The organism is Arthrobacter sp. PvP103 (genome assembly GCF_017833075.1).
Classification (GTDB): domain Bacteria; phylum Actinomycetota; class Actinomycetes; order Actinomycetales; family Micrococcaceae; genus Arthrobacter.
The window spans coordinates 2,106,273-2,129,518 of the sequence record NZ_JAFIBQ010000001.1; the positions used below are offsets into that span (position 1 = coordinate 2,106,273).

At 66.7% G+C, this 23,246-nt stretch carries 22 protein-coding genes, 1 tRNA gene and 1 riboswitch; of the genes, 8 read left to right on the forward strand and 15 right to left on the reverse strand.

What is annotated here, in order from left to right; genetic code table 11:
- Positions 1-39 precede the first annotated feature (39 nt).
- The 6 genes from JOE41_RS09670 to JOE41_RS09695 all read right to left on the reverse strand — a co-directional run bounded on the left by JOE41_RS09670 (position 40) and on the right by JOE41_RS09695 (position 6,392).
- Complete coding sequence (locus tag JOE41_RS09670) at positions 40-363, reverse strand: hypothetical protein (RefSeq protein WP_011693684.1); 324 nt, start codon at positions 361-363, stop codon at positions 40-42.
- Between the two features lie 28 nt (positions 364-391).
- Positions 392-1,618: a glutamate--cysteine ligase gene (locus JOE41_RS09675; RefSeq protein WP_209752210.1), complete on the reverse strand. Its 1,227-nt coding sequence runs from the start codon at positions 1,616-1,618 to the stop codon at positions 392-394.
- Positions 1,619-1,691: 73 nt separating this feature from the next.
- A complete protein-coding gene (locus JOE41_RS09680; RefSeq protein WP_011693686.1) occupies positions 1,692-3,215 on the reverse strand; it encodes a UDP-N-acetylglucosamine 1-carboxyvinyltransferase in 1,524 nt (507 codons plus the stop codon).
- Positions 3,216-3,323: 108 nt separating this feature from the next.
- Positions 3,324-4,127, reverse strand: a complete 804-nt coding sequence (locus tag JOE41_RS09685) for an energy-coupling factor transporter transmembrane protein EcfT (protein ID WP_209752211.1) — start codon at positions 4,125-4,127, stop codon at positions 3,324-3,326.
- Positions 4,124-5,743 (reverse strand): ABC transporter ATP-binding protein, encoded by a 1,620-nt coding sequence (locus JOE41_RS09690; protein WP_209752212.1) that lies wholly within the window; start codon positions 5,741-5,743, stop codon positions 4,124-4,126. Before JOE41_RS09690 ends, JOE41_RS09685 begins: the two co-directional genes overlap by 4 nt.
- 16 nt (positions 5,744-5,759) lie before the next feature.
- On the reverse strand, positions 5,760-6,392 hold the full coding sequence (locus JOE41_RS09695; protein ID WP_011693689.1) for an ECF transporter S component: 633 nt from the start codon (positions 6,390-6,392) through the stop codon (positions 5,760-5,762).
- Between the two features lie 73 nt (positions 6,393-6,465).
- Positions 6,466-6,608: riboswitch (TPP riboswitch) on the reverse strand.
- Positions 6,609-6,758: 150 nt separating this feature from the next.
- Between JOE41_RS09695 and JOE41_RS09700 the strand changes: the two genes are divergently transcribed.
- A complete protein-coding gene (locus JOE41_RS09700) occupies positions 6,759-7,022 on the forward strand; it encodes a DUF4235 domain-containing protein (RefSeq protein ID WP_011693690.1) in 264 nt (87 codons plus the stop codon).
- A gap of 17 nt (positions 7,023-7,039) precedes the next feature.
- On the opposite strand, the gene mnhG is transcribed toward JOE41_RS09700, so the two are convergent.
- From mnhG to JOE41_RS09730, 6 genes are read right to left on the reverse strand one after another with little or no spacing between them, the layout of a single operon-like run.
- Positions 7,040-7,459: a monovalent cation/H(+) antiporter subunit G gene (mnhG, locus tag JOE41_RS09705; protein WP_209752213.1), complete on the reverse strand. Its 420-nt coding sequence runs from the start codon at positions 7,457-7,459 to the stop codon at positions 7,040-7,042.
- Positions 7,449-7,727, reverse strand: a complete 279-nt coding sequence (locus tag JOE41_RS09710; RefSeq protein WP_011693692.1) for a monovalent cation/H+ antiporter complex subunit F — start codon at positions 7,725-7,727, stop codon at positions 7,449-7,451. Before JOE41_RS09710 ends, mnhG begins: the two co-directional genes overlap by 11 nt.
- On the reverse strand, positions 7,724-8,269 hold the full coding sequence (locus tag JOE41_RS09715; protein WP_209752214.1) for a Na+/H+ antiporter subunit E: 546 nt from the start codon (positions 8,267-8,269) through the stop codon (positions 7,724-7,726). The genes JOE41_RS09710 and JOE41_RS09715 overlap by 4 nt, the downstream gene beginning before the upstream one ends.
- Positions 8,266-9,885, reverse strand: a complete 1,620-nt coding sequence (locus tag JOE41_RS09720; protein WP_011693694.1) for a Na+/H+ antiporter subunit D — start codon at positions 9,883-9,885, stop codon at positions 8,266-8,268. The genes JOE41_RS09715 and JOE41_RS09720 overlap by 4 nt, the downstream gene beginning before the upstream one ends.
- Complete coding sequence (locus tag JOE41_RS09725; RefSeq protein ID WP_011693695.1) at positions 9,882-10,520, reverse strand: Na(+)/H(+) antiporter subunit C; 639 nt, start codon at positions 10,518-10,520, stop codon at positions 9,882-9,884. Before JOE41_RS09725 ends, JOE41_RS09720 begins: the two co-directional genes overlap by 4 nt.
- Positions 10,517-13,561, reverse strand: a complete 3,045-nt coding sequence (locus tag JOE41_RS09730) for a Na+/H+ antiporter subunit A (protein ID WP_209752215.1) — start codon at positions 13,559-13,561, stop codon at positions 10,517-10,519. Before JOE41_RS09730 ends, JOE41_RS09725 begins: the two co-directional genes overlap by 4 nt.
- 221 nt (positions 13,562-13,782) lie before the next feature.
- On the opposite strand from JOE41_RS09730, the gene JOE41_RS09735 reads away from it, so the two are divergent.
- The 3 genes from JOE41_RS09735 (at position 13,783) to JOE41_RS09745 (ending at position 16,929) form a co-directional block, all read left to right on the forward strand.
- Positions 13,783-15,186: an MFS transporter gene (locus JOE41_RS09735; RefSeq protein WP_011693697.1), complete on the forward strand. Its 1,404-nt coding sequence runs from the start codon at positions 13,783-13,785 to the stop codon at positions 15,184-15,186.
- A gap of 64 nt (positions 15,187-15,250) precedes the next feature.
- On the forward strand, positions 15,251-15,733 hold the full coding sequence (locus JOE41_RS09740; protein ID WP_011693698.1) for a cation:proton antiporter regulatory subunit: 483 nt from the start codon (positions 15,251-15,253) through the stop codon (positions 15,731-15,733).
- Positions 15,734-15,738: 5 nt separating this feature from the next.
- A complete protein-coding gene (locus JOE41_RS09745; protein WP_011693699.1) occupies positions 15,739-16,929 on the forward strand; it encodes a cation:proton antiporter in 1,191 nt (396 codons plus the stop codon).
- Positions 16,930-17,032: 103 nt separating this feature from the next.
- On the opposite strand, the gene dcd is transcribed toward JOE41_RS09745, so the two are convergent.
- Complete coding sequence (gene dcd, locus JOE41_RS09750; RefSeq protein ID WP_043430109.1) at positions 17,033-17,608, reverse strand: dCTP deaminase; 576 nt, start codon at positions 17,606-17,608, stop codon at positions 17,033-17,035.
- Between the two features lie 156 nt (positions 17,609-17,764).
- On the opposite strand from dcd, the gene JOE41_RS09755 reads away from it, so the two are divergent.
- Positions 17,765-19,531, forward strand: coding sequence for a CAP domain-containing protein (locus tag JOE41_RS09755; protein WP_209752216.1), 1,767 nt, complete (start codon positions 17,765-17,767; stop codon positions 19,529-19,531).
- A 30-nt stretch (positions 19,532-19,561) separates the two neighbouring features.
- On the opposite strand, the gene JOE41_RS09760 is transcribed toward JOE41_RS09755, so the two are convergent.
- Positions 19,562-20,008, reverse strand: coding sequence for an SRPBCC family protein (locus JOE41_RS09760; protein ID WP_011693702.1), 447 nt, complete (start codon positions 20,006-20,008; stop codon positions 19,562-19,564).
- A gap of 266 nt (positions 20,009-20,274) precedes the next feature.
- Between JOE41_RS09760 and JOE41_RS09765 the strand changes: the two genes are divergently transcribed.
- From JOE41_RS09765 to JOE41_RS09775, 3 genes are all read left to right on the forward strand, one after another.
- Positions 20,275-20,348 (forward strand) — tRNA-Gly (locus tag JOE41_RS09765).
- Positions 20,349-20,426: 78 nt separating this feature from the next.
- Positions 20,427-20,576: a hypothetical protein gene (locus JOE41_RS09770; RefSeq protein WP_198011525.1), complete on the forward strand. Its 150-nt coding sequence runs from the start codon at positions 20,427-20,429 to the stop codon at positions 20,574-20,576.
- Complete coding sequence (locus JOE41_RS09775) at positions 20,573-21,733, forward strand: N(5)-(carboxyethyl)ornithine synthase (RefSeq protein WP_209752217.1); 1,161 nt, start codon at positions 20,573-20,575, stop codon at positions 21,731-21,733. The genes JOE41_RS09770 and JOE41_RS09775 overlap by 4 nt, the downstream gene beginning before the upstream one ends.
- Here the strand turns inward: JOE41_RS09775 and JOE41_RS09780 are convergent.
- Positions 21,666-23,183 carry an MFS transporter gene (locus tag JOE41_RS09780; protein ID WP_209752218.1) on the reverse strand — a complete coding sequence of 506 codons (1,518 nt, stop codon included), beginning with the start codon at positions 23,181-23,183 and terminating at the stop codon, positions 21,666-21,668. The two genes, JOE41_RS09775 and JOE41_RS09780, sit on opposite strands and share 68 nt — an antisense overlap.
- Positions 23,184-23,246 lie beyond the last annotated feature (63 nt).

The following is a 23,246-nucleotide window of genomic DNA, read 5'->3' on the forward strand; positions in this document are numbered from 1 at the left end:
TGATCAGCGCCAAGCTACGAAGGCCTTCCGCGCCGAACGTCAGGTGTCCAGCTCCCAGTGCAGGCGGATCGCTTCGGCTATCGGGGCGGCCGCAACGTCCACAGTGAAGGCGACTGGCGCGGTGCCGGTCTCTTCGATGACGGTGTCATGGTAGACGCGGCCGCATGCCGGGCACAGCGTGTAGAGGTCCTCATCCCCGGGCCACTCGGCCAGTCCGGCCGGGACAGGAGTGCCCTCGCCAAGGTGGACGGGCATGCCTTCGGAGTTGGCCTGGATCAGCCCTTCGTCGCTGACGGTGTTTCCGCAGACGCAGGTGATGGTGGTGACATCGTGGCCGGCGACTGTTGCGTATTCGGTTTCCATGGCGCGCTCCGGGGTAGTAGGAACCTGTTCAGGACTGGCGAACGCGCAGCAGCACCGGCGCCTTCTCGCGCGCGGTGACGGCTTCGGTCCGGCGCATGCTCACGTCCACCGCGTGGGCAACCACGGCGGCCAGCCCGGCGGCGGCCTCCGGGTTACCGGCAAGGCCTTCCTGCATGGCAAGCCGCTGCTGTTCCGAACCGGTCCCCCGGTCCAGGATCCTCCGCACGCCTTCCCAGGCCAGTTCCAGCTCGTCCTGTTCCGCCAGGACGGGCGCGACGTAGTCCACCAGCGCCTCCACGACTTCCTCGGCGGGAGCGGGGCGGAACGTGCCGAAATCCAGAAGGTCTCCCCGGAGTCCGCAGTTGCTTGCCTGCCACGCGGCCATCCGCAGGAGCACCGTCGGCACGGGCGCGGGGTCTACACCGGCCCGCCATTCCCTGCTGGCCGATTCCACCAGCGCCCGCACCAGCACGGCGATCAGGGCGGCGTCCTCGGCCTGCAGGCAAACGTCCGCCACCCGGACTTCCACGGTGGGGTGGTTCCGGGAGAGCCTCGCATCAAAATAGATCATGCCCTCGTCCAGCAGCACGCCGCTGTCCAGCAGCCGGGTGACCACGCGGCGGTACATGGAGTGCGTCCCGAAGATCTGGGACGGGCCCGACGTCGGCCAGCGGTTCCAGGCCTGCGTGCGGTAACTCTCGAAGCCGGTCTCCACGCCGTTCCAGTACGGCGAATTTGCGCTGAGCGCCGTGAGCACCGCCAGCTTGTCCCTGAGCCGGTCGATGACAGCCACGCCTTCTTCCGGGGATTCGACGAAAGTGTGGACATGGAAACCGCAGGTCAGCTGCTCATGGACGGTGAGGCCAAAGCGTTCCTGCATGGTGGCATAGCGGGGGTTCGGTGTGGTGTGCGTCGTGGAGGCAATCGGCGATGTTGCCAGCGCGGCCACCCGCGCATTGTGTTTCTTCGCGGCGGTATCTGCCAGGGCCCGGCCCTGGCGGATCTGGAGGAGCAGCTCCTCATAGTTCAGGCACGGACGGGTCTGCGTCTCGATCTGTTCAAGTTTCAGTTCGGCAGTGAGCCCGGTGTCGCCGTCGTCACGGGTTGGATCGTGGGGGTCCAGGATCCGGGGCTTGTCCGGAGCATCGTCCGCAGCAAGCTTCCGCCCTGTCAGCAGGGCGTCCGCCAGTGCCAGCGGCTCCCCGGTCACGGGGTCCACAATCAGCAGCTCTTCCTCAACCCCGAAAGTTCGCATGCATACATTGTGCCCCCGTGACCGCCCTGTACGACAGGCGCCGCAACGGCGCCTTCTTTCGGCGCCGGACGGGTCAGTCCTGGAAGTATTCGATCTTCGCGCCGATGGTGTTGAGCCGCTCGGCCAGGTCCTCGTACCCGCGCTCGATCACGTAGATGTTGCGCAGCTCCGAAACCCCGCGGGCGGCCAGCATGGCCAGCAGGATGCATGCGGCCGGGCGGAGGGCGGGCGGGCAGCCCACCTCGGCGGCACGCCACCTGGTGGGTCCGTTGACGTAGATCCGGTGCGGATCCAGCAGCTGGACGCGGGCCCCCAGCTTGTTCAGCTCGGTGAGGTAGATGGCACGGTTCTCGTAGACCCAGTCGTGGATCATGGTCTGGCCTTCGGCGTTGGCGGCAATGACGGCGAAGAACGGCAGGTTGTCGATGTTCAGGCCGGGGAACGGCATGGGGTGGATCTTGTCCGTCGGGGCATGCAATGCGGAGGGTTTGGTGGTGACATCCACCAGCCGGGTGCGGCCGTTACGGGCAAAGTACTCGCCGGAGATCTCCAGTTCCTGGCCCATCTGCTCCAGGGTGGCGAGTTCTATTTCCATGAACTCAATGGGGACCCGGCGAATGGTGACCTCGGAATTGGTCACGATGCCGGCGGTGATGAGGCTCATCGCTTCGATCGGGTCCTCGGACGGGAAGTATTCAATGTCGACGTCGATGGACGGCAGCCCGGTGATCTTCAGGGTGGTGGTCCCCACGCCGTCGATCTTCACGCCGAGGCCCTGCAGGTAGAAGCAGAGATCCTGGACCATGTAGTTCGGGCTGGCGTTGCGGATCACGGTGGTGCCGCGGCGGTGGGCGGCCGCCATGATGGCATTCTCGGTGACCGTGTCACCGCGTTCGCTCAGCACAAAGGTGCGGTTGTCGCCGTCGGCCGGCGGTGCCTGCACCGAATAGAAGCCGGAGGTGGCTTCCACGGACAGGCCGAACTGGCGCAGGGCCTGCATGTGCGGCTCCACGGTGCGGGTGCCGAGGTCGCAGCCGCCCGCGTACGGGAGACGGTACTCCGCGGACTCGTCCAGGAGCGGCCCCAGCAGCATGATCACGCTGCGGGTGCGGCGGGCAGCCTCCACGTCCATGGAATCCAGGTCCAGCACGGCGGGGCGGCGGATCTGCAGATCGTTGGCATTGAGCCAGGTGCATTCGACGCCGATGCTGGTGAGCACCTCCACGATCCGGTTCACTTCCTCGATCCGGGCCAGCCGGCGCAGCGTGGTGGTGCCGCGGTTGATGAGGCTGGCGCAGAGAAGGGCAACTCCTGCGTTCTTGCTGCTGTTGACGTCCACCGAACCGGACAGAGTGCGGCCGCCCTCCACCCGGAGGTGTGTCATCTGCGGCCGGCCCACTTTGACGATGCTGCGGCCCACAATGGCCTCGAGCCGCTGGATCATTTTGAGACTGAGGTTCTGCTTGCCCTGTTCCATCCGGGCGATGGCGCTCTGGCTGGTGCCTAGCTCGGCGGCCAGCTGTCCCTGGGTCCAGCCCTTCTCCCCGCGGGCATCGCGGAGCAGCAGGCCTACATGTTCAGCAGTCTCTTGAGTCATACAAGAAAAATATCACGCATGAGCTATTCGGGAACGCGAAACGCGGAAAAGTGCACTTGAACTCACACAATATCCATGTCGTGCGATATGCAGGGTGTCAGCCGGCCGCTATTGCTGCTCCAGAAACACCATATTCCAGGTCCCTGCCCCGACTGCCGCGGACACGGCCGCCGCCGCAATCAGCACGCCGCCGAGAACCACCCAGACGTCCAGCGGGCTGTACGTGGACTCACGCGCCCAGGTCCGCTGCGCGCCGCCGAACCCCCGCGCCTCCATAGTGACGGCAAGCCGCGACGCCCGGCGCACGGCCTGGACCAGGAGTCCGAAGCTCTGCCCCAGCGTCGCCCGGAGGCGCTGTGCCGGGCTGCCGTGCGAGCCCACACCGCGGGCGCGACGGGCCATGCCGATCGTCTGCCATTCCTCGGCCATCAGCCCCACGAGCCGCATGGCGGCCAGCGTACCCAGCACGAAACGGTGCGGCAGCTTCGCCTTCTGGGCGAGGGCGTCTGCCAGGTCGGTCGGGTCCGTGCAGCTCATCAACAGCACCGCGGGAAGGGCGATTGCCACCCCCCGCAGCAGGAATCCCAGCCCCAGCTCCAGCGAGCCTTCACTGATGGACCAGATCCCGACGTCGAGCAGTATCCTTCCGGCGTCCGGCGCCAGGATCGAAGTGCTCCAGCCGCCCAGTGCAGCCGCCACGATCAGTGGCCAGCCACGCTGCCAGAGCAGCGCGACGGTCAGTCCGGCCAGCGGAAAGAGCAGCAGCTCGAAGGCCAGCGCAACGGAGGCGGACACCCAGTCGATGGACAGCGCCAGCACTACGGTCATCAGCATCACGACGGCGAACTTGGCCAGCGGATTGGCCCGGGTGAGCAGGGCGTGGTTCGCCTGCAGGGTCAGCGCTTCCCTCACGGTGCAGCCACCTCCGGGTTGCGCAGGCCGGGACGGCCGGGCTCAGGCGTGCCAAGGTTCAGCTCGGTGCCGCCGAGGACGTCGCTGAACTCCTGGTCGTGGGTCACCGACACCACGGCGGTGCCGGCGTCGAGGAGTTCGGAGAGGAAGGACGCCAGTTCCGCCCAGGTATTGGCATCCTGCCCGAAGGTGGGCTCGTCGAGGATCAGCACGCGGGGATGGGCGGCCAACACGGTGGCGACGGACAGCCGGCGCTTCTCTCCGCCGGAGAGTGTGTAGGGGTTGGCGTCCACCAGCTTGGTCAGCCGGAGGCGCTCCAGGAGTTCGTCCACTCGGTCCTCTCCGTGGCCCAGGTGCCGCGGGCCGAACATCAGCTCATCCAGCACCCGGCCGGTGACGAACTGGTGTTCCGGCTCCTGGAACACGGTTCCGATCCGGGAGATCAGCTGTTCCGCCTTCCACTTGTACGGGTCAATGCCGGCACCTTCGCTGAGGTCAACCGTGGCGGAAACCGTGCCCGCCACCGGCTGGAGCAGGCCGGCGAGGGTCAGGGCAAACGTGGACTTTCCGGAACCGTTCGGCCCCGTGATGGTCAGTGCCTGGCCGGCACGGACCTGCGCCGTGATGCCGGACTGCACCGGTACCGGCTGGACAGCCTTGAACCGCCGCCGGCGGGGACGTTCGCGGGACACGGCAAGGTTCTCGGAGGCCAGCAGGAGGTTCCCGGCGCCCGGCTCTCCCGGGCCGCCCTGCGCTCCGGTGCCGGGTGCTTCGGTGGCACCGGTCCGCGCCCGGGTGGCGGGCACATACCCGGGCACCCAGACGCCGGCGGCAACGAGCATGTCCCGGGCCTCTGCCAGGACCTGGTCCGGCGGGCCGTCCAGGAGCACCGCGGTGTCCGTGGCGGATCCCGGCTGCAGCACCACGATCCGGTCCACAAGGTCTTTCCATACGCCCACGCGGTGTTCCACCACCACCAGCGTTGCCCCGGTCTTGTCCAGGCAACGGCCCACGGCGTCACGGACTTCCAGGACGCCCGCGGGGTCCAGGTTGGCGGTGGGCTCGTCGAGGAGCAGCAGCCCCGGGCGCATGGCGAGGATGCCGGCCAACGCGAGGCGCTGCTTCTGCCCGCCGGACAGGGCCGACGTCGGGTGGTCCAGCGGCAAGTGGGCCAGCCCGACGTCGTCGAGCGCCTCTCCGACACGCGTCCAGATGTCCGGGCGCGGGACGGCGAGGTTCTCGGCGCCGAAGGCGACGTCGTCCCCCACGCGGGAAAGGACCACCTGCGTCTCGGGGTCCTGCTGCATCAGGCCGGCTCGCCCGCGCCGGGCACGCGGCGGGGCGCCGTCGATCAGCAGGGTGCCGGTCTCGTCGGAGTCGTCGGCATCCGGCGTTCCGTCGTGGTGGGCTCCGGAGTCGCTGTCACCGAGCACCCCGGCGAGGGCATGCAGCAGCGTGGATTTGCCCGCGCCGGATGGACCCAGCAGCAGCACGCGTTCGCCCGGCCGAATGTCCAGGTCCAGGCCGTGGACGGCGGGCCGGGACCGGCCGGCATGCCGCCAGCCCCAGCCGCGTGCCGTGACCGCTGCCGGGCGGACGGTGTCGGAAGACGTCATGAGCAGTGTGCGTTCATCAGGAGAAGACGGGCTCCGCCGCTGCCTTGCGGGAGGCGAAGGAGCTCAGCACGCCGGTCCGGGCCAGGCCGCGGGTGGCGATCCAGGACAGGCCGCCGGCGATGATCGCACCGGAGATGGCCGTGAAGATGATGTAAGCCAGCTTGTCGCCGGCGGCGTAGGCGATATTCCACCCCCACGGGGCGAACGAGTCGTTCAGGCCGCAGAAGAGGCCCGCAGCGGCACCGGCCAGTAGCGAAACGGGGAGGTTGAACTTCTTGTAAACGAACACCGCGAAGATGATCTCCGCACCGAGCCCCTGCACGAAGCCGGAGAACAGCACGGACGCGCCGTACTGCGAGCCCATGATCAGCTCACCGGTGGCGGCCACTGTTTCGCAGAACAGGGCGGCTCCGGGCTTGCGGATGATCAGCATGCCCAGGACGGCGGGAATCATCCAGCCGCCTGCGATGAGGCCGGTCAGCGGCGGGTAGACGGCGTTCATGGGCGGCGAAACGGCAGCGGCCCCCTGGGACCAGGCCCAGAAAATGACGCCGCCGGCTACTGCGATCAACGCGGCAACCACAATGTCCACCACACGCCAGTTGTACTTGCTGTTGCCAAGCGTCTGCTTGGCCGTCATTCCAGTCATTTTCTTCCTCCTGAGGTACAGGAGGGGAGAGTGCTACCCGGGCAGTCCGCGGCTTCCGCCGCCAGCTGCCGGACACTCTGAGAACTCGACTCCCTTGCGCCGGTACTAACCGGATCAGGTTCGAGGGTCTGCGGCTGTCCGCACTCTCAGCGCCCGCCTCCGGTTCCCTGGAATGTTCCAGTGATGCCCGACGGCGACGCTCCCCTGTCGTATCAATTCGCCCTTGTGGGCGTGGATCAGTTTACACCCGCGGGCCCGCGAAATCCCGGGGAGGGTGTCACAATGGGCGGTGATGCGGCCGGGTTGATGCGGCTAGGCTAGGGGAAGCCCTGTTTCCGTCGTTTCCCACCTGTAAGGGGTACTGGAGTGAGTTTTTTCATCAAGCTGCTTGGAACCGGAGTGAGCCTGCTTGCCGGATTCGCCGGCACCAAGGCCGTTGACGTCGTCTGGGAAAAGATCACCGGCCGCAAGCCCCCGAAGGGCGACAAGGACGACGTCCCCACCACCCTGCGCAGCGCCCTGACCTTTGCGCTGATCTCGGCGGCTGTCAGCGCCATCATCCAGGTCCTGGCCAACCGGGGCACGCAGCGTGCCATCACCCGCTTCGCCAAGAGCCAGGACATCGTCTAGGCATTTGAGGGCCGCCGCTAGGCTGCGCCGCCGTCATCCTCGTCGGCGGCGCGCTTGGCGGCGGCCTTTTTGTCGGCTGCCTTCAGCACCACGGCCTCCAGTTCATCCGTGGTGAGCAGTTCCTTGTGCAGGTGCTTGGTGCGGTAGCCTGCCCTGCCCACCATGTGGGCAGACACCGGAACGGTGAGCACCTGGAAGATCCACGCCACGAAGAGCACGGGCCACACCCACCAGGTCCGCAGCTGCAGGCCCACCGAGGCCAGCAGCAGGAACAGCCCCAGCACCTGGGGCTTGGTGGCGGCGTGCATCCTGCTCATCAGGTCGGGGAAGCGCAACAGGCCGACCGCCGCACCGAGGGACATCAGGGCGCCCACCACCATAAAGACGGCCGACACTGCATCAATGATTGTGTCCACGGCAGATGGTTCAGGATTCATGGGGCTGCTCCCGCCGGTCGGCCACGAAGCGCGCCACGGTCACGGATCCGATGAACCCGATGATGGACAGCGCCACGAGCAGCATCAGGTTGTTCAGGTGCCGGTTGACGGCCATGTCTATGCAGAGCGTGGCACCGATGATGGCCAGCAGCACGTCAGAGGCCAGCACCCGGTCCAGCAGGGACGGGCCGATGGCGATCCGGACAATCGCCCCGGCTGCCGCCAGGGATAGGATCACGGCCGTCACGGCCAGGACAACGCCCATCATGCCGCTACCTCCTGTTTCAGTGCGGCCAGTTCCTCGCGGGTGCCCATGATCCTGATCAGTGCCGCCTCGGCGTCCCGGACCTCTTTGCGCAGGTTCACAATGTCCTCTCCGCTCCGCACGTTGAGTCCGTGGATGTAGAGCGTGGACGTGGAGCGGTCCACCTCAACCACCAGCGAACCCGGGATCAGCGAAATGACGTGGCCGGTGGCCGTCACCATCAGGTCCGAGTGGCTGCGCAGCTTGACCGCGACGACCGCGTTGGTCACCTTGGGCCCGCGGGCCAACGCCAGGTACAGCACCTGGAAGCTGGCGGCCACAACCTTGGCCAGGAACACCAGTGCGAACGGAACTGCCCGCACGATGCTGAAGCGGCCGCCCAGCTCCACCGGGGGCAGGTAGAAAAGCCGTGCCACCACTACCGCGATCAGCGCACCGAACAGCAGGTTACCGGGGCTGAAGTCCTGCCAGAGCGCTGCCCAGACGAACACCAGCCAGACCAGGAGGGGCAGTTCCTGCCGGATTGAGATCCGTCGGCGGTTCATTTGTTCCCCTCCTGCTGGACGGGTTCAGGCTGCGCGATCGGGGGCACGGGGGCGTTTTCGCCCAGCACGGCCTGGATGTAGGCGGACCGGTCCAGCATTTCCACGGCCGACTGGTCCGCCACCCGGAAGAGCGGCCCGGCAAAGACGGTGAGGGCCACACCGAAGGCCACGAGGCCCAGGGTTGATCCCACCATGGTCCGCGGCAGCAGCGTGACGTTGCGCTTGCCTGCGCGGTCGCCCGTCTCGGAATCCTCAGGGGCCGCGAGCAGCACGGGGTCCGGGTTCTCGGCGTCCTCGGGTTTGCGCCAGAACGCGCGGTTCCACACACGGGCGACGGCCAGGAGCGTCAGCAGGCTGGTCACGACACCGCCGATCACCAGGGCGTAGGCCAGCGGGGTGCCAAGCTGCACACCGGCCTGCAGCAGCCCGAGCTTGCCCAGGAAACCCGAGAACGGCGGGATGCCGGCCAGGTTCATGGCGGGGATGAAGAACAGCAGGGCCAGGATCGGGGACAGTTTGGCCAGGCCGGCGACGCGGTCGATCGACGAGCTTCCGCCGCGGCGTTCGATCAGGCCCGTGACCAGGAAGAGGCTGGTCTGGATGGTGATGTGGTGGGCCACGTAGAACACCGCCGCGCCAAGTCCGGCCACCGAGGACATCGCCAGCCCGAACACCATGTAGCCGATGTGGCTGACGAGGGTGAACGAAAGAAGGCGCTTGATGTCGCTCTGGGCCAGCGCACCCAGGATTCCCACCACCATGGTCAGTAATGCCACCACCATCAGCGGAGTGTTCAGCGAGTCCCCCGGAAAGAGGAGCGTCTCGGTGCGCACCATGGCATAGACCCCCACCTTGGTCAGCAAGCCGGCGAACACCGCCGTGACGGGGGCTGGTGCCGTGGGGTACGAGTCAGGAAGCCAGAAGGACAACGGGAAGACAGCCGCCTTGATGCCGAAGGCCACCAGCAGCATCACGTGCAGCAGCATCCGCGTTCCGGAGTCCAGGTCCGCGAGCTTGACGGCAAGGTCCGCCATGTTGATGGTTCCGGTGGCGCCGTAGATCATGGCGATGGCGATCAGGAACAGGACGGAGGACACCACGGAGACCACCACGTAAGTCACGCCGGCACGGATGCGGGGGCCGGTTCCGCCGAGGGTCATCAGCACATAGCTCGCCGTCAGAAGGATCTCGAACCCCACGTAGAGGTTGAAGAGGTCGCCCGACAGGAACGCGTTGGACACGCCGGCCACCAGGATCAGGTAGGTGGGGTGGAAGATCGACAGCGGCGCGTCCTGGTCGCCGTCGGCCATGCCCTGGCCGGTGGCGTACACGAGCACCGCGAGGCTGACCGTGGAGGAGACCACCAGCATCAGGGACGAGAACTGGTCCACCACCATCACGATGCCCCACGGGGGCAGCCAGCCGCCGATGTTGACGGCCGCGGTTCCGCCGTCCCAGACGGACGCCAGCAGCACGCATTCCAGCAGGAGCGTCAGCGAGAGCAGCGTAATGCTGACGGCCCGCTGGGCCTTGGAGTGCCGGATCAGCACGAACGTCAGGGCGGCACCGAGGATGGGAAGTACGACGGCGAGCGGGGCAAAGCTTGCGATGTTCACTTCACGCCTCCTTCCGGGCCGGGGGTCACGTTTTGGGAGCCGGGCTGCTCTTCCGCAGCGGCGTCCTTGGCTTTGATCTTGCGGTCGCCGGCCTTGACCGTGGCCACGCCGCCCTGCGGGCCGTCGCCTGAAGTGCCGTCGCTTGAAGCGCCGCGGCCGGAACCGCTGTCGGCGGACAGGTCCGAACCGGTGATGCCCTTGCCGTCCGAACCGATCATGGTCAGCGGGAACTCCGAGGTTTCTACCGGAATCTCGGAATCATCCTCCGCGTCGAAGCTGGGGGTCTCGGCAACACGGATGTCCTCGACGTCGTCCTGGATCTCATCGCGGCGGGCCAGCACCCAGGTCCGGTAGATGATGCCAAGCATGAACGCGGTCACCGCGAAGGAGATCACGATCGATGTCAGGATCAGTGCCTGCGGGAGGGGGTCGTTGTAGTCGCGGGGGTCCGTGTCCTTGCTGAACATGGGTGCCAGGCCGGCGTAGCCGCCGGTGGCCAGGATCAGCAGGTTGGTGGCGTTGGCCAGCAGCATCAGGCCCAGCAGCACCCTGGTGAGGCTGCGTTCCATGATCAGGTAGATTCCGCAGGCATAGAGCGCGCCCATGACGGTCAGCAATGTCAGGTTGACGCTCATGCTTTCCCCCTCCCCGTGGTTTCGGCGGGAATTCCGTCCGGTTCCTGCCCTTCGGTCTCGCCCTCGGGGTTCTCTTCAAAGTGCTCATCGATTTCCGCGCCCAGGCTGCGCAGCACGTCCAGCACCAGACCTACCACCACGATGTAGACGCCGATGTCGAAAATGGTGGAGGTGACAAACTTGATGTCGCCGAACACCGGCAGCCACAGTTCGATGATGGCGCTCTGGAACACCTGCCCGCCCAGCAGGAGCGGCACCACTCCGGAGGCCGCTGCCGTGGCCAACCCGATTCCCAGGAGCGTTCCCGCACCCACCGGGGTGGCCTCCCGCAGTTCGAAGCGGCCGCCGGCGAGGTAGCGGATGGTCAGGGCAAGCCCGGCCGTCAGACCGCCGGCGAATCCGCCGCCCGGAAGGTTGTGACCGGCGAGCAGGAGGTAGATGGAGAAGACGATCATCGAGTGGAACACCAGCCTGGTGACCACTTCGAAGATGATGGAGCGGCGCTCGGGAGCCATGGTGCGCCCTGCCACGAGCCAGGCGTCCCTGTTGGAGGCAGCAAATTTGCGGCTCAGGGCCAACGCGGCGCTGTCACGGGAGCTCTGTCCGGCACCGGAGCGCCGGCCCACGGTCCCTTCGGCCACGGAGGACGAGGCCCGGATGCCGTCGCCGCGCCCCTTCACGAAGATGAGGCTGGCGACACCGGTGGCGGCCAGTGCCAGAACGGAGATCTCGCCGAAGGTGTCCCACGCCCGGATGTCCACGAGGGTGACGTTGACGATGTTCAGTCCCCCGCCGCCTTCGTAGGCAAGCCGCGGGAACTCCAACGCGACGGGCGTCGCGACCCGCGCGCCCATCGCGTAGATGGCCACGAAGATCATGGTGACGCCGAACGCCGCCCCGATGATCACGCGGATCACCCGGTACTTGCCGCCGGTGCGGTCCCGGAGTTCGGCCGGCAGGCTGCGCATGGCCAGGACGAACGCCACCAGGATGATGGTTTCCACCAGCATCTGGGTCAGGGCCAGGTCCGGTGCGCCCTGCAGGGCGAACATCAGGGCGATGCCGTAGCCGGTCACGGAGACCATCAGCACGGCGAGGAACCGCTTGTTCGCACGCACGGCTGCCAGCGCCCCGATCACGATGCCGACTCCGGCCACCAGCTGCAGCGGCGAATTGGGATCGATGAAGTACAGCCCGTCCGGCAGTGGCTTCCCGGCGATGAGCAGGGCGGTGAGCGGAAGGGCGAACGCCACCGTGAGGATCACTGCGAGGTAGAAGAACAGCGAACCACGCTGCGTGCGTCCCGTGACCCACACGGCAACGTCATCCAGCGCGCCGATGGTGATTTGGTAGGCGCGGTCGCCGTCCACCCACGCCGGCACCAGGCTCTGGCCCCTGGCGACCATGTTGCGGCCATAGAACATCGCCAGGCCGAGCACGAAGGTGATGGCCGTCAGGCCCAGCGCGGGCGTGAGTCCGTGCCACAGCGCGAGGTGGCCGGCGGCGGTGGCCGGATCGCCGCCGTCGTGCACGAATTCTGCGGCGTACGGCTGGATCCAGGCGTCCACCGGCGCCGGCCACAGGCCGTAGACGATGGTCAGCAGGCTCAGCAGTGCGGGGGCTGCAAGGAAGGACGGCTTGATGGCCTTGAACGGTGTGGATTCGATGCCGGGCTTCGACGCGAAGGCACCCCACATAAAACGCGCGCTGTAGGCGAAGGTAAGGATGGACCCCAGGACCAGCCCGGCGAGCACCACCAGGCCCCAGGAGCCGGCCGCATCACCGGAGGTGCCGTAGTGCACGAAGGCCTCGAACACCGATTCCTTGGCCACGAAGCCTGCCAGCGGCGGGATGCCGGCCATCGACGCGGCACCGATGGCCGCCACCACGGCCAGGGCGCGGGAGGACTTGTAGACGCCGGAGAGCTTGCGGAGATCGCGGGTTCCGGACTGGTGGTCGATGATGCCCACCACCAGGAACAGGGTGGCCTTGAAGAGTCCGTGGGCCAGGAGCAGGGCCAACCCGGCCAGCGCCGCATCGGGTTTGCCGAGGCCCACCACCATAGTGAGGAAGCCCAGCTGGCTCACCGTGCCGTACGCCAGGATCAGCTTGATGTCGGTCTGCCGCAGCGCGCGGTAGCCGCCCACCAGCATGGTGGCCAGGCCCAGTCCCAGCACCATGGGCAGCCAGTACGCCGTCTCCGCGAAGCCCGGCGCCAGCCGCGCCACGAGGTAGACGCCGGCCTTCACCATCGCGGCGGCATGGAGGTACGCGCTCACCGGTGTGGGCGCCGCCATCGCTCCGGGGAGCCAGAAATGGAACGGTATCAGCGCGGACTTCGTCACGGCACCGATGAGGATCAGGACGACGGCGGCGCCCACGGCCCCCGCTGCCGGGCCGGTGGTCAGCCCGGGAGCCTGTTCCAGGATTGCCGAGATCCGGTAGGTTCCGGCGCTGGACCCCAGAATGATGAGGCCCACCAGCATGGCCAGGCCGCCCGCCGTGGTAACCATCAGGGCCTGCAGGGCCGAGCGCCTGGCGGAGAGCCGGGTGCGGGCGTAGCCGATCAGCAGGTAGGACAGGACGGTGGTGAGTTCCCAGAAGATGAACATCAGGAGCAGGTCATCGGCGGTGACCAGGCCGAACATCGCCCCCGCGAAGGCCAGGAGCTGGGCACCGAACCCGCCCAGGTTGCTGTCCTTGTTCTTGAAGTAGCGCGCACAGTAGACCAGCACCAGGGCACCCACGCCGAGTACCAGCAGTGACATGATCCAGGCCAGCGGGTCCATCCGGAACGCCAGCTCGATCTTGAGTTCCGGGATCCAGGGAAGGAGTTCAGTGACGTCGCTGCCCGTGAAGGGTGGTGCCGCGGAGGCCTGCTCGTACTCTCCCTGGTACACGGCGTCGCGTTGCAGGAGCAGCCAGACGAAGGAACCGGCGGGGACCGCAGCCAGCCCGTAGAACGTGTTCCTGCGGAACTTTCGGAAGAGGAACGGCGCCACGGCAGCCACCGCGAAATGCACGGCAAGGACTGTGATCACTGGTATCTCCGCAACGTCAGGAATTCGATTGTCAAAAGTTGGAGCAGGCGGTCATTCGTCAGGTTCGGTGCACACAGTTTATCAAGCGGATGCAAACACTTTTGCCACCTGCCAGTGCCGCGCGGGGCGGATTCTCCCTGCCGCCGGAGAGTTTCCACCGCCTGTTCACTCGCCGTTGCAAATGGTTCGTCGTATCGCCAGGGGCGGATAGCATTCAGCCTATGAACCCCGTTGCCGCTTCCGCGGCTACCCAGCCCCCGTCCGAACTGGAGTCCGGAACGTCGGCCACCAGCAAGGGCAAGGTCCTTGCGTGGGCCGCCTGGGACTGGGGCTCGGCGGCCTTCAACGCCGTGATGACCACGTTTGTCTTCACGGTGTACCTGACGTCCAACGCCTTCGGCGGCGAGGACCAGGCCTCCGCTGTGCTCGGCGGTGCGCTGGCGATCGCCGGGGCGGCCATCGCCCTTCTGGCGCCGGTGACGGGCCAGCGGTCGGACACCGGCGGCCGCCGGAAGCTGTGGCTGGGAGTCAACACGGCCGCCGTCGCGGTCCTGACCGGATTGTGCTTTTTTGTGTTTCCGCGGCCGGAGTTCCTGTTGCTGGGCGTCACACTGATCGCGCTGGGGAACGTCTTCTTCGAATTCGCCGGGGTGAACTACAACGCCATGCTGGCGCAGATTTCGACGCCGAAGAACATCGGGAAGGTGAGCGGCTTCGGCTGGGGCATGGGCTACCTGGGCGGCATCGTCGCGCTCCTGATCGTGCTGCAGCTGTTCGTCCAGCCCAGCTTCGCGTGGTTCGGGGCGTCCACCGAAGACAGCCTCAACATCCGCCTCGTGGCGGTGTTCTCCGCCCTCTGGTTCTTCATCTTTGCGCTGCCCGTCCTGTTCGCCGTGCCGGAACTGCGCAGGCCGCAGCGGGGCCCGAAGCTGGGGTTCCTGGCTTCCTACGGCCTGCTGGTGCGCCGCATCAAGGCGATCTACCGGACCAGCCCGCATACCATTTACTTCCTCCTTGCCAGTGCCATCTTCCGCGACGGCCTGGCCGCCGTCTTTACCTTTGGCGGGATCATCGCTGCGGGCACCTTCGGTTTCCAGCTGAAGGAAGTCATCTTCTTTGCCATCTTCGGCAACGTCGTTGCGGCCGTCGGAGCCATGATCGGCGGCTTCCTGGATGACCGGATCGGACCCAAAGCCGTCATCATCGGCTCGCTTGCCGGCCTGCTGGTTGCGGGCACCGTCATCCTGGTCCTGGGCAACGGCAGCTATGTCTTCTTCGGCCAGGCCTGGCCGGGCACCACCACGTTCTGGGTGTTCGGGCTGTTCCTGTGCCTTTTCGTTGGACCGGCGCAGTCCTCCTCCCGCGCGTACCTTGCCCGGCTGGCGCCGCATGGCGAATCCGGGGAGCTCTTCGGCCTCTATGCCACCACGGGCCGGGCGGTCAGCTTCCTGGCGCCAACGCTTTTCACGCTCTGCATCGCGGTGGCGTCGCCGCTCGTGGCACCCGGCGAAGCCCAGCGCTGGGGGATCCTCGGCATCATGGTGGTGCTCCTCGCCGGGCTGCTGGTGCTGCTTCCGGTCAAGGCTCCCGGAAAGGTGGAAATCGCCGTGGTTCCGGCGGCCTGAGGGTCCCGCCGGCAATTCGAGGTTTCGACACCCCAACACCGTCCGCGCGGACTAGGCTGGTGCCATGAACGTGGATGAGACAGACCTCCCTGGCCTTGGCAGGCGCAAGGATTTCATGACCGCTTCGGGCCGCCGGATCGGCGTGGTGGAATACCGCGAGGGTCAGACCGAGCTGATTGTTTCCACCTGGGACGATCCCGACACGTGCCAGGCGTCCATCCCGCTGACGGCCGAAGAAGCCGCCGCCCTGGGCAACCTGCTGGGCGGGCAGCGCCTGGCCATGCAGCTCTCCGAAGAGCACCGCGAAATCCCGGGAATCGTCACCCGCCAGTTCTCCATCGGCGGGGACTCACCGTTCCACAACCAGCCCATGGGCAAAGCCTGCATCCGCACCCGCAGCGGTGTCTCCATCGTCGCCATCATGCGGGAAGGCGAGGTGCTCCCCTCCCCTGGACCCGACGTCGTCCTTCACCCCGGCGACCTGCTCGTGGCGGTCGGCACGCAAGAAGGTCTCGATACAGCAGCCGATATCCTGCGCAACGGCTGAGCGGCATGGATCCGCTCGCGCTAACCCTCATCGAACTGGGGGCCGTCGTGTTCTGCCTTGGCCTGCTGGCCAGGCTGGCCGGGCGGATCGGGATGTCCCCCATTCCCCTGTACCTGGTGGGCGGGCTGTTTTTCGGCGCCGGTGGACTGGTCAAGCTCGAAGGTATGCACGAATTCGCGCATCTTTCCGGCGAGATCGGCGTGATCCTGCTGCTACTCATGCTCGGATTGGAATATACGGCGGCTGAACTGGTCACCGGCCTCCGGCGGTCGTGGAAGGCCGGCGTCCTGGACCTCGTCCTGAACTTCATTCCGGGGGCCGGCCTGGCCGTGCTGCTGGGCTGGGGCCTGGTGGGAGCAATGGTGATGGGCGGCGTCACGTACATCTCGTCCTCCGGCATCGCAGCCAAGGTGATTACGGACCTCGGCCGGATCGGTAACCGCGAGACCCCTGTGGTTCTGTCCATCCTGGTCTTCGAGGACCTTGCGATGGCCGTCTACCTGCCCGTCCTCACTGCCACGCTGGCCGGGGTCAGTTTCCTGGTGGGGCTGCAGACCGTCGGAATTTCGCTCGCTGTGGTCACTGTGGTGCTGGTAGTGGCCCTCCGGCACGGGCACCACGTGTCCAAGGCAGTACACAGCGAAAATTCCGAGGTGTTCCTGCTGAACCTTCTCGGCGCGGCGCTCCTGGTTGCCGGTCTCGCCGCCGCCATGCAGGTCTCGGCCGCGGTGGGGGCGTTCATGCTGGGCATCGCCATTTCCGGCGCCACGGCTCACAGCGCTACCCGGATCCTCGAACCCCTCCGGGACCTGTTCGCGGCCATCTTCTTCGTGGTCTTCGGCCTCAACACCGATCCATCATCCATCCCGCCGGTACTGGGGTGGGCGCTGATCCTGGCGGTCCTCACCGCCGCCACCAAAATGATCACGGGAATCTGGGCGGCCAAGCGGGCAGGAATTGGCCTGCCGGGCCGGTTCCGTGCGGGAGCTGCGCTGATTGCGCGCGGTGAGTTCTCCATCGTCATTGCCGGCCTGGCGGTGGCTTCCGGTGTGGTGCCGCACGATCTCGCGGCGCTGGCCACGGCCTACGTGCTCATCATGGCCATCATGGGTCCGCTGGCGGCACGCTACGTGGAGCCGGTTGTGAAGATGCTGCGCCGCCCGGCAAAACCGCGGCCGGCCGCCCGCCCCATCTGACGCTCTCTCAGATCCTGCCGCCTTTTCGGGCACGCTCTCTCAGATCCTGCCGCCTTTTCGGGCACGCTCTCTCAGATCCTGCCGCCTTTTCGGGCACGCTCTCTCAGATCTCAGTGCGGTGGAAGTTCAGGTAGCTGCGGCTGGCGGTGGGACCACGCTGGCCCTGGTAGCGGTTGCCGTACTCACCGGAGCCGTAGGGGAATTCGGCGGCGGAGCTGAGCTTGAAGAAGCACAGCTGGCCGATCTTCATGCCGGGCCACAGTTTGATGGGCAGCGTGGCCATGTTGGAAAGCTCCAGCGTGACGTGGCCGGAGAACCCGGGATCGATAAACCCTGCGGTGGAGTGCGTCAGCAGCCCCAGCCGGCCCAGCGAGGACTTGCCTTCGAGCCGTGCCGCAATGTCATCCGGCAAGGTGACGGTTTCATAAGTGGAGCCCAGCACAAACTCGCCCGGGTGAAGGATGAACGGCTCTCCGCGGTCAACTTCCACCAGGCGCGTCAGCTCAGGCTGGTCCTCGGCAGGGTCGATGTGCGCGTACTTGTGGTTGTCGAACAACCGGAAGAACCGGTCGATCCGGACGTCCACGGACGACGGCTGGACCATCACCGGGTCGTACGGATCCAGGACAATCCGTTGGGAATCAATTTCGGCACGAATATCGCGGTCAGAGATCAGCACACTCAAAAATACCGCACCATTGCCGCGCCCGTTGCCCGGGGTTACTGTTACTGCTGATAAGAAACGTCATCTCCGATACAGGATGAGTCTGATGTTGCGGCTGTGACGGGTTGCCTTCGCCCTGAAGGAGGCGGCACCGACGGATCTGGGGTTGGCTTGAGGAAGATTTCGGCACGGACACTGGCAGCCATGATCTGCGCACTGGCACTCATCACGCCTGCGGCCGGCCAGCTGGGGGGACCTTCCTCAAGCCCAAAACCCGATGTGTCCGCCGTGGCGGACCAGCAGGCGCAAAGCGTCGCCCTCGGCCCGCCATCGTTCGTGTACGACGCCGGCACGGGCACCGCGGATGACACACCAGGGCAGCGCCTCGCCCCCGCCGTGGACCCGGCGGTCAGGGAAGGGGACCCAGACGGCACAACTGCCGCTTTGGTCAATACCTCAGGAACGGCCGGCGCCGGTGGCGGCGCCGGCACACTCTCCACCAACACGCCGCCGCTGCCAGCAGGAGACTCCCCTCCCGAGCCGGCGTCCGTCCCCCCGTTGTCCGCCACCGACGCCGACCTGGCGGCCCTCACCCAGGCCGGGCTGCAGACCCGGCCTGCACCCACGGCGGGCACCGAAGCCCTCCGAACCGAATCACTGACGACGCAGGCCCTCGTCAGGGACGACGCGTCGTCCCAAATCCTGGCGGTGTTCAAAGCCATCAACAGCTACCGGGCTTCGTTCGGACTGCCCGCCGTGAAGTACCACGCCACAGTGGCCGCCATGGCCCAGGAGTGGTCCGACAGCATCGCGGCCCGGGAAGTGATCGAGCACCGCTCGAGCTTCTGGACCGATTCGCGGGCGCTCAGCCCCACCAATGGCGCCGGCGAGGTCATTGCCGTCCGCTGGGACCGCGACGCCGCCCAGCTTGTTGAGTGGTGGAAGGGCTCGCCCGCCCACAATGCAATCCTGAAGGACCCGCGGTTCAATGTGATGGGGATCGGGATCACCTTCACGGACGGCAACTGGCAGACCACGCCCAACCGCTACACCATGTGGGGCGTGGTGGACTTCTTCGGATACGGCACGCTGCCCGCGGGAACCACCAGCAGCCCGGGCGGCAGCACTGAAATGCCCGTACAGCCCGCCAGCGTGTGCGATCCGCTGGTGCGGCACATGCCGCCGTCGGCGGACCTTGCGGCGGCCGCGATCAAGGGTCCCGGCGACCTCGTGTCGGTGAACTCATCCGGGGAACTCATCAACCGCCCGTCCCTGGGAAACCGGCAATACGGCGCACAACAGGTCATCGGGACCGGATTCGGCTCCGCAAAGGAACTCTTTGTCACCGACTGGGACCGGGACGGAGTCTTTGACATCCTGGTCCAGTGGACTGATGGCAGGGTCACGCTGCACGCCGGCTCGGTGGGCGGCGGATTCCTTCCAGGCGTGACACTGGGCCAGTCCGGGTGGGCGGGAATGACCCTGGCGGTCGGGGGCTGGTGTGCCAACAACCGCCTCCCGCAACTGGTGGCGCTGGACACCTCCGGGAACCTCTGGCTGTACCCCAACCGGGGCAAAGCGGACCTTGTGCAGCGGACTCTGATGGCGTCCGGCGTTTCAGCCAACCGGCTGGCCATGGCGGATTACGACGGCGACGGCTTCCAGGACCTGTTGGCCCGGCAGTCGGACGGTTATGTCCGGCTCTTCCGCGGCTCGGGCGCGCCGGCACCGCGCGCCGAAACCCGGGCTGTGGTGGCCAGCGGATGGTCGGACGTTACAGCCATCCGTCCGCTGCGGGATGTCACGGGCCTGAACTCAACGGGACTGGCCCTCCGACGAGCCGGCGACGTGGTGCAGTATTGGGACCTCAGCACGGGCGCCTTGACGTCGCCGTCGTCCATCCCCGGAACGTGGGCGGGACAGCGCCTCGCGCAATAGCCGCCTTACCCTGCGCGCGGGTCTCGCGGGTTACGGCTCCGCGGGCCGGGCTTCCAGGACTTCCTTAAGGCGTTCCAACTGCGCGACTTCCGACTTCATGGTCCGTTGGATCATGAAGTCCATCAGCCCGGCCAGTCCCTTGGGCCGCGACTCCAGGGCGAACCTGACCCGGGTGCTTGTTCCCTCGGTGCTCAGGTAATAGCCGCCGTGCGGGCGCGCCGGGCCGGCAACCACTTGGAACTGGATCTCGGCGCCCGGCCGGAGCTGCGTGATTTGGAAGTCGGCGGCGATGGGGCGTCCCGCAGGGCCGGCCAGGGTCTGCTGGTAGACCGCGCCGCAGGCTCCCAGCGCACCTGAACGCAGTTCGATGTTCCGGATCCCTTCCCGCCACGAGGGAAGGTTCAGCCCGTCCTGCAGGAACTGGTACACGGTCATGGCATCGCGTTCCACGACGACCTCGTACTCTGCAAATGCCACGGGGATCCCTTGATTGTCGGACAGCTTTCTTGCGTAGCCCGTTCCCCTGATACTGCAGCTAACCCCAATAGGATAGTCAGCTCGGACTGCTTCCCAGCGGCCACGGCCGTGCCTTAACCGAACAGTTATCGAACGGACCGAAGAGTTATCGAAAGCATGCTGTCGCCCGACGGTCGTGTCCCTGTTCTGGGAGTGCGCACGGCTGGGGTAAAGTAAATCCGGTTGACGCAACCGGGACATGGCCGAGGTAAGTGGCTGGTCCCTCTGCGGCTGTAGCTCAATGGTAGAGCGCTAGCTTCCCAAGCTTGATACGCGGGTTCGATTCCCGTCAGCCGCTCCATTCCTTCCGCCGGGCATTAGGCGGCTACCTGTATCGTCAGAAGTCAGGAACCCCTTCGGTTCCGCTACAGGAGCAATCATGGCTGACAAGTCCCCGCGTCAAGCAGCATCCGCGAAATCCGGCAAATCCATCAAGGAAAAACGCGCCGACAAGAGGGCAGCCGCAGCGCCGCCGAGCTCCCTCGACAAGGCAACCGCCACCAAGGCAGCGAGCCCCAAAAAGAAGTGACCGGTTCCGCGAACCATCTCAGCCTCGGAGTCCTCGCCAGCACGCGCAAACCTGACGAACGCCGGCTCCCGCTCCACCCCCTCCACCTGGACCGCATCGCACCCGAACTGCGGCGGAACATCATCCTCGAACAGGGCTACGGCGAACGGTTCGGCGTTTCGGACACCCATCTGGCCTCCCTCGTGGGACGGATTGCCACCCGCGGCGAAATCATTGCCGACGCCGACGTCGTCCTGCTGCCCAAGCCGCAGCCGGAGGACCTCGCGGAACTCCGCGACGGCCAGGTCCTCTGGGGCTGGCCGCACTGCGTCCAGGACCGCGCCATCACCCAGCTGGCCATCGACAAGAAGCTCACGCTGATCGCCTTCGAGGCCATGAACCACTGGGCGGGCGACGGCGGCTTCGGCCTCCACGTCTTCCACAAGAACAACGAACTGGCCGGCTATTGCTCGGTCATCCACGCCCTTGCCCTCACCGGTTCCACGGGCGTCTACGGCCGGCGGCTCACCGCCGTCGTCATCGGTTTCGGGGCCACAGCCCGCGGTGCCGTCACGGCGCTGAACGCCCACGGCATCCACGACGTCCAGGTGCTAACCAACCGGGGCGTCGCCGCGGTGGGTTCGCCCATCCACTCGGTGCGGATCGCCCAGTTCGACCATGACGACAAGGCGCCGTTCCTCAGCCAGGTCATCACCGAACGCGGCAGGGTTCCGCTGGCGCCGTTCCTGGCCGAAAGCGACATCGTGGTCAACTGCACGCTCCAGGACCCCAACGCCCCGCTAACGTACCTGCGTGAAGAGGACCTCAGCGCGTTCCGTCCCGGCAGCCTGATCGTGGACGTTTCCTGCGACGAGGGAATGGGCTTCAGCTGGGCGAAAACCACCACGTTCGCCGAGCCCATGCCCACCGTGGGCGACCACATTGACTACTACGCGGTGGACCACAGCCCCTCCTACCTGTGGAACTCCTCCAGCTGGGAGATCAGCGAGGCGCTGCTCCCCTTCCTGGAAACCGTCATTTCCGGCCCCGAGGCTTGGGCCGGAAACGACACGATCGCCCGTGCCATCGAAATCCGCGGCGGAGAGATCCTCAACAAGGACGTGCTGCAGTTCCAGCAGCGGCAGGCGGAGTACCCGCACGCCCCTCTGGACGCGTAGCAGCGGGCCGGGGCGCCGGCCCTGAGGGCCCGCGCCCCGGCTTCTTTGCCTTCCGGCTGACTATCCGGATGAGGTGGTGCCGGTCCCTGAGGTTCACTTTGAGGGTCAGCTCACCGCGCCGGGCCAGTACGACGGCGACAGTCACCGCTGCCAGGACCGGCACCCCGCCGGAAACGAGGATGGCGGTGTGCGGGTCCAGGTGCTCGGCAATCCAGCCCATCATGGGACCGCCGATGGCCTGCCCGCCGATCAGCACCATGATGTACAGGCTCATGACGCGTCCCCGGATTCCCATGTTGGAACTGATCTGCACCAGCTGGTTGGCCGCGGTTAGGAACATCAGGCACCAGAATCCGGAGAGCACCATGGCGGCGCCGAACCACACCATGGACGGCGCCAGGGCCGCGAGGCAGAGCATCAGCCCGTACATTCCGGCACCCAGCACCACCGACCGCAGTCGCAGCTGCCGGCGGCGGGTGGAGGTAACAGCCCCGGCGAGCGCACCCAGCGCCACCAGCGCGTTCAGCAGGCCGTAGCCTCCGGCGCCGGCGTCGTACACGTTGTCCGCGAAGGCGGCCAGCAGCACCGGCAGGCTCATGGCGAAAACTGCGATGAACCCTGCCATCAGCCAGGGCCAGTAGATGGTGGGCTTGCTCAGCGCGTACTGTAGCCCCTCCCGAAGCATGCCCTTGCGCTTCGGCGCGGGCGCAGTGATGAACAGCTGGTCCTTGCGCAGGAGCAGCAGCATTGCCACCGTGGAACAGCAGGCCACGGCATTGGCGGCGAAGGCCCAGCCGGCACCCACCGCGGTGAGCAGGAGCCCGGCTAGTGCGGGCCCGATCAGGCCGCCCAGCTGGAAGGTCGTGGAGTTCACGCTGATGGCGTTGCGCAGGTACGTGGGGCCGACGAGTTCGTTGACGAAGACCTGCCGGGCCGGCTGGTCCAGCACGGTGACCAATCCCAGGACCAGGGCGATCGCGTAGACGTGCCACACTTCGATGCGCTGGCTCAGCGCCAGGACGGCAAGGGCGGCGGCAAGCACGGCGGCCACCGACTGGCAGAGGATGAGGATCTTCCGTTTGGGGAACCTGTCCGCCATCATCCCGCCCCACGGCCCCAGCACCAGCGACGGCATGAACTGCAGCGCCACGGTGATGCCGACCGCCGTGACGGAGCCGGAAAGCTGCAGCACGAGCCAGTCCTGCGCGATCCGTTGCATCCAGAGCGCGATCACCGCGATGAAGTGTCCGATGGCAAAAATGCGGAAGTTGGGGACGCGGAGGGAAATGAAGGTGTGGCGCCAGGGCAGGCGTTCGCTGACGACGGCGATCGGCTGAGTGACGTCCCGCGGCTGCGGCAGGGTCTGCGGTGCGTTCTGCAGCGGCGGAGATGCGGCGGAATCGATGACGGGCTGGCTGACGGTTGCCGTGGAAGGCGGAGGGGGTGCCACAGGGAATCCTCAAAGCTGCGGGCGGGCGGGATACGTCCACGCTATGGTGGCCCGATGGGATTG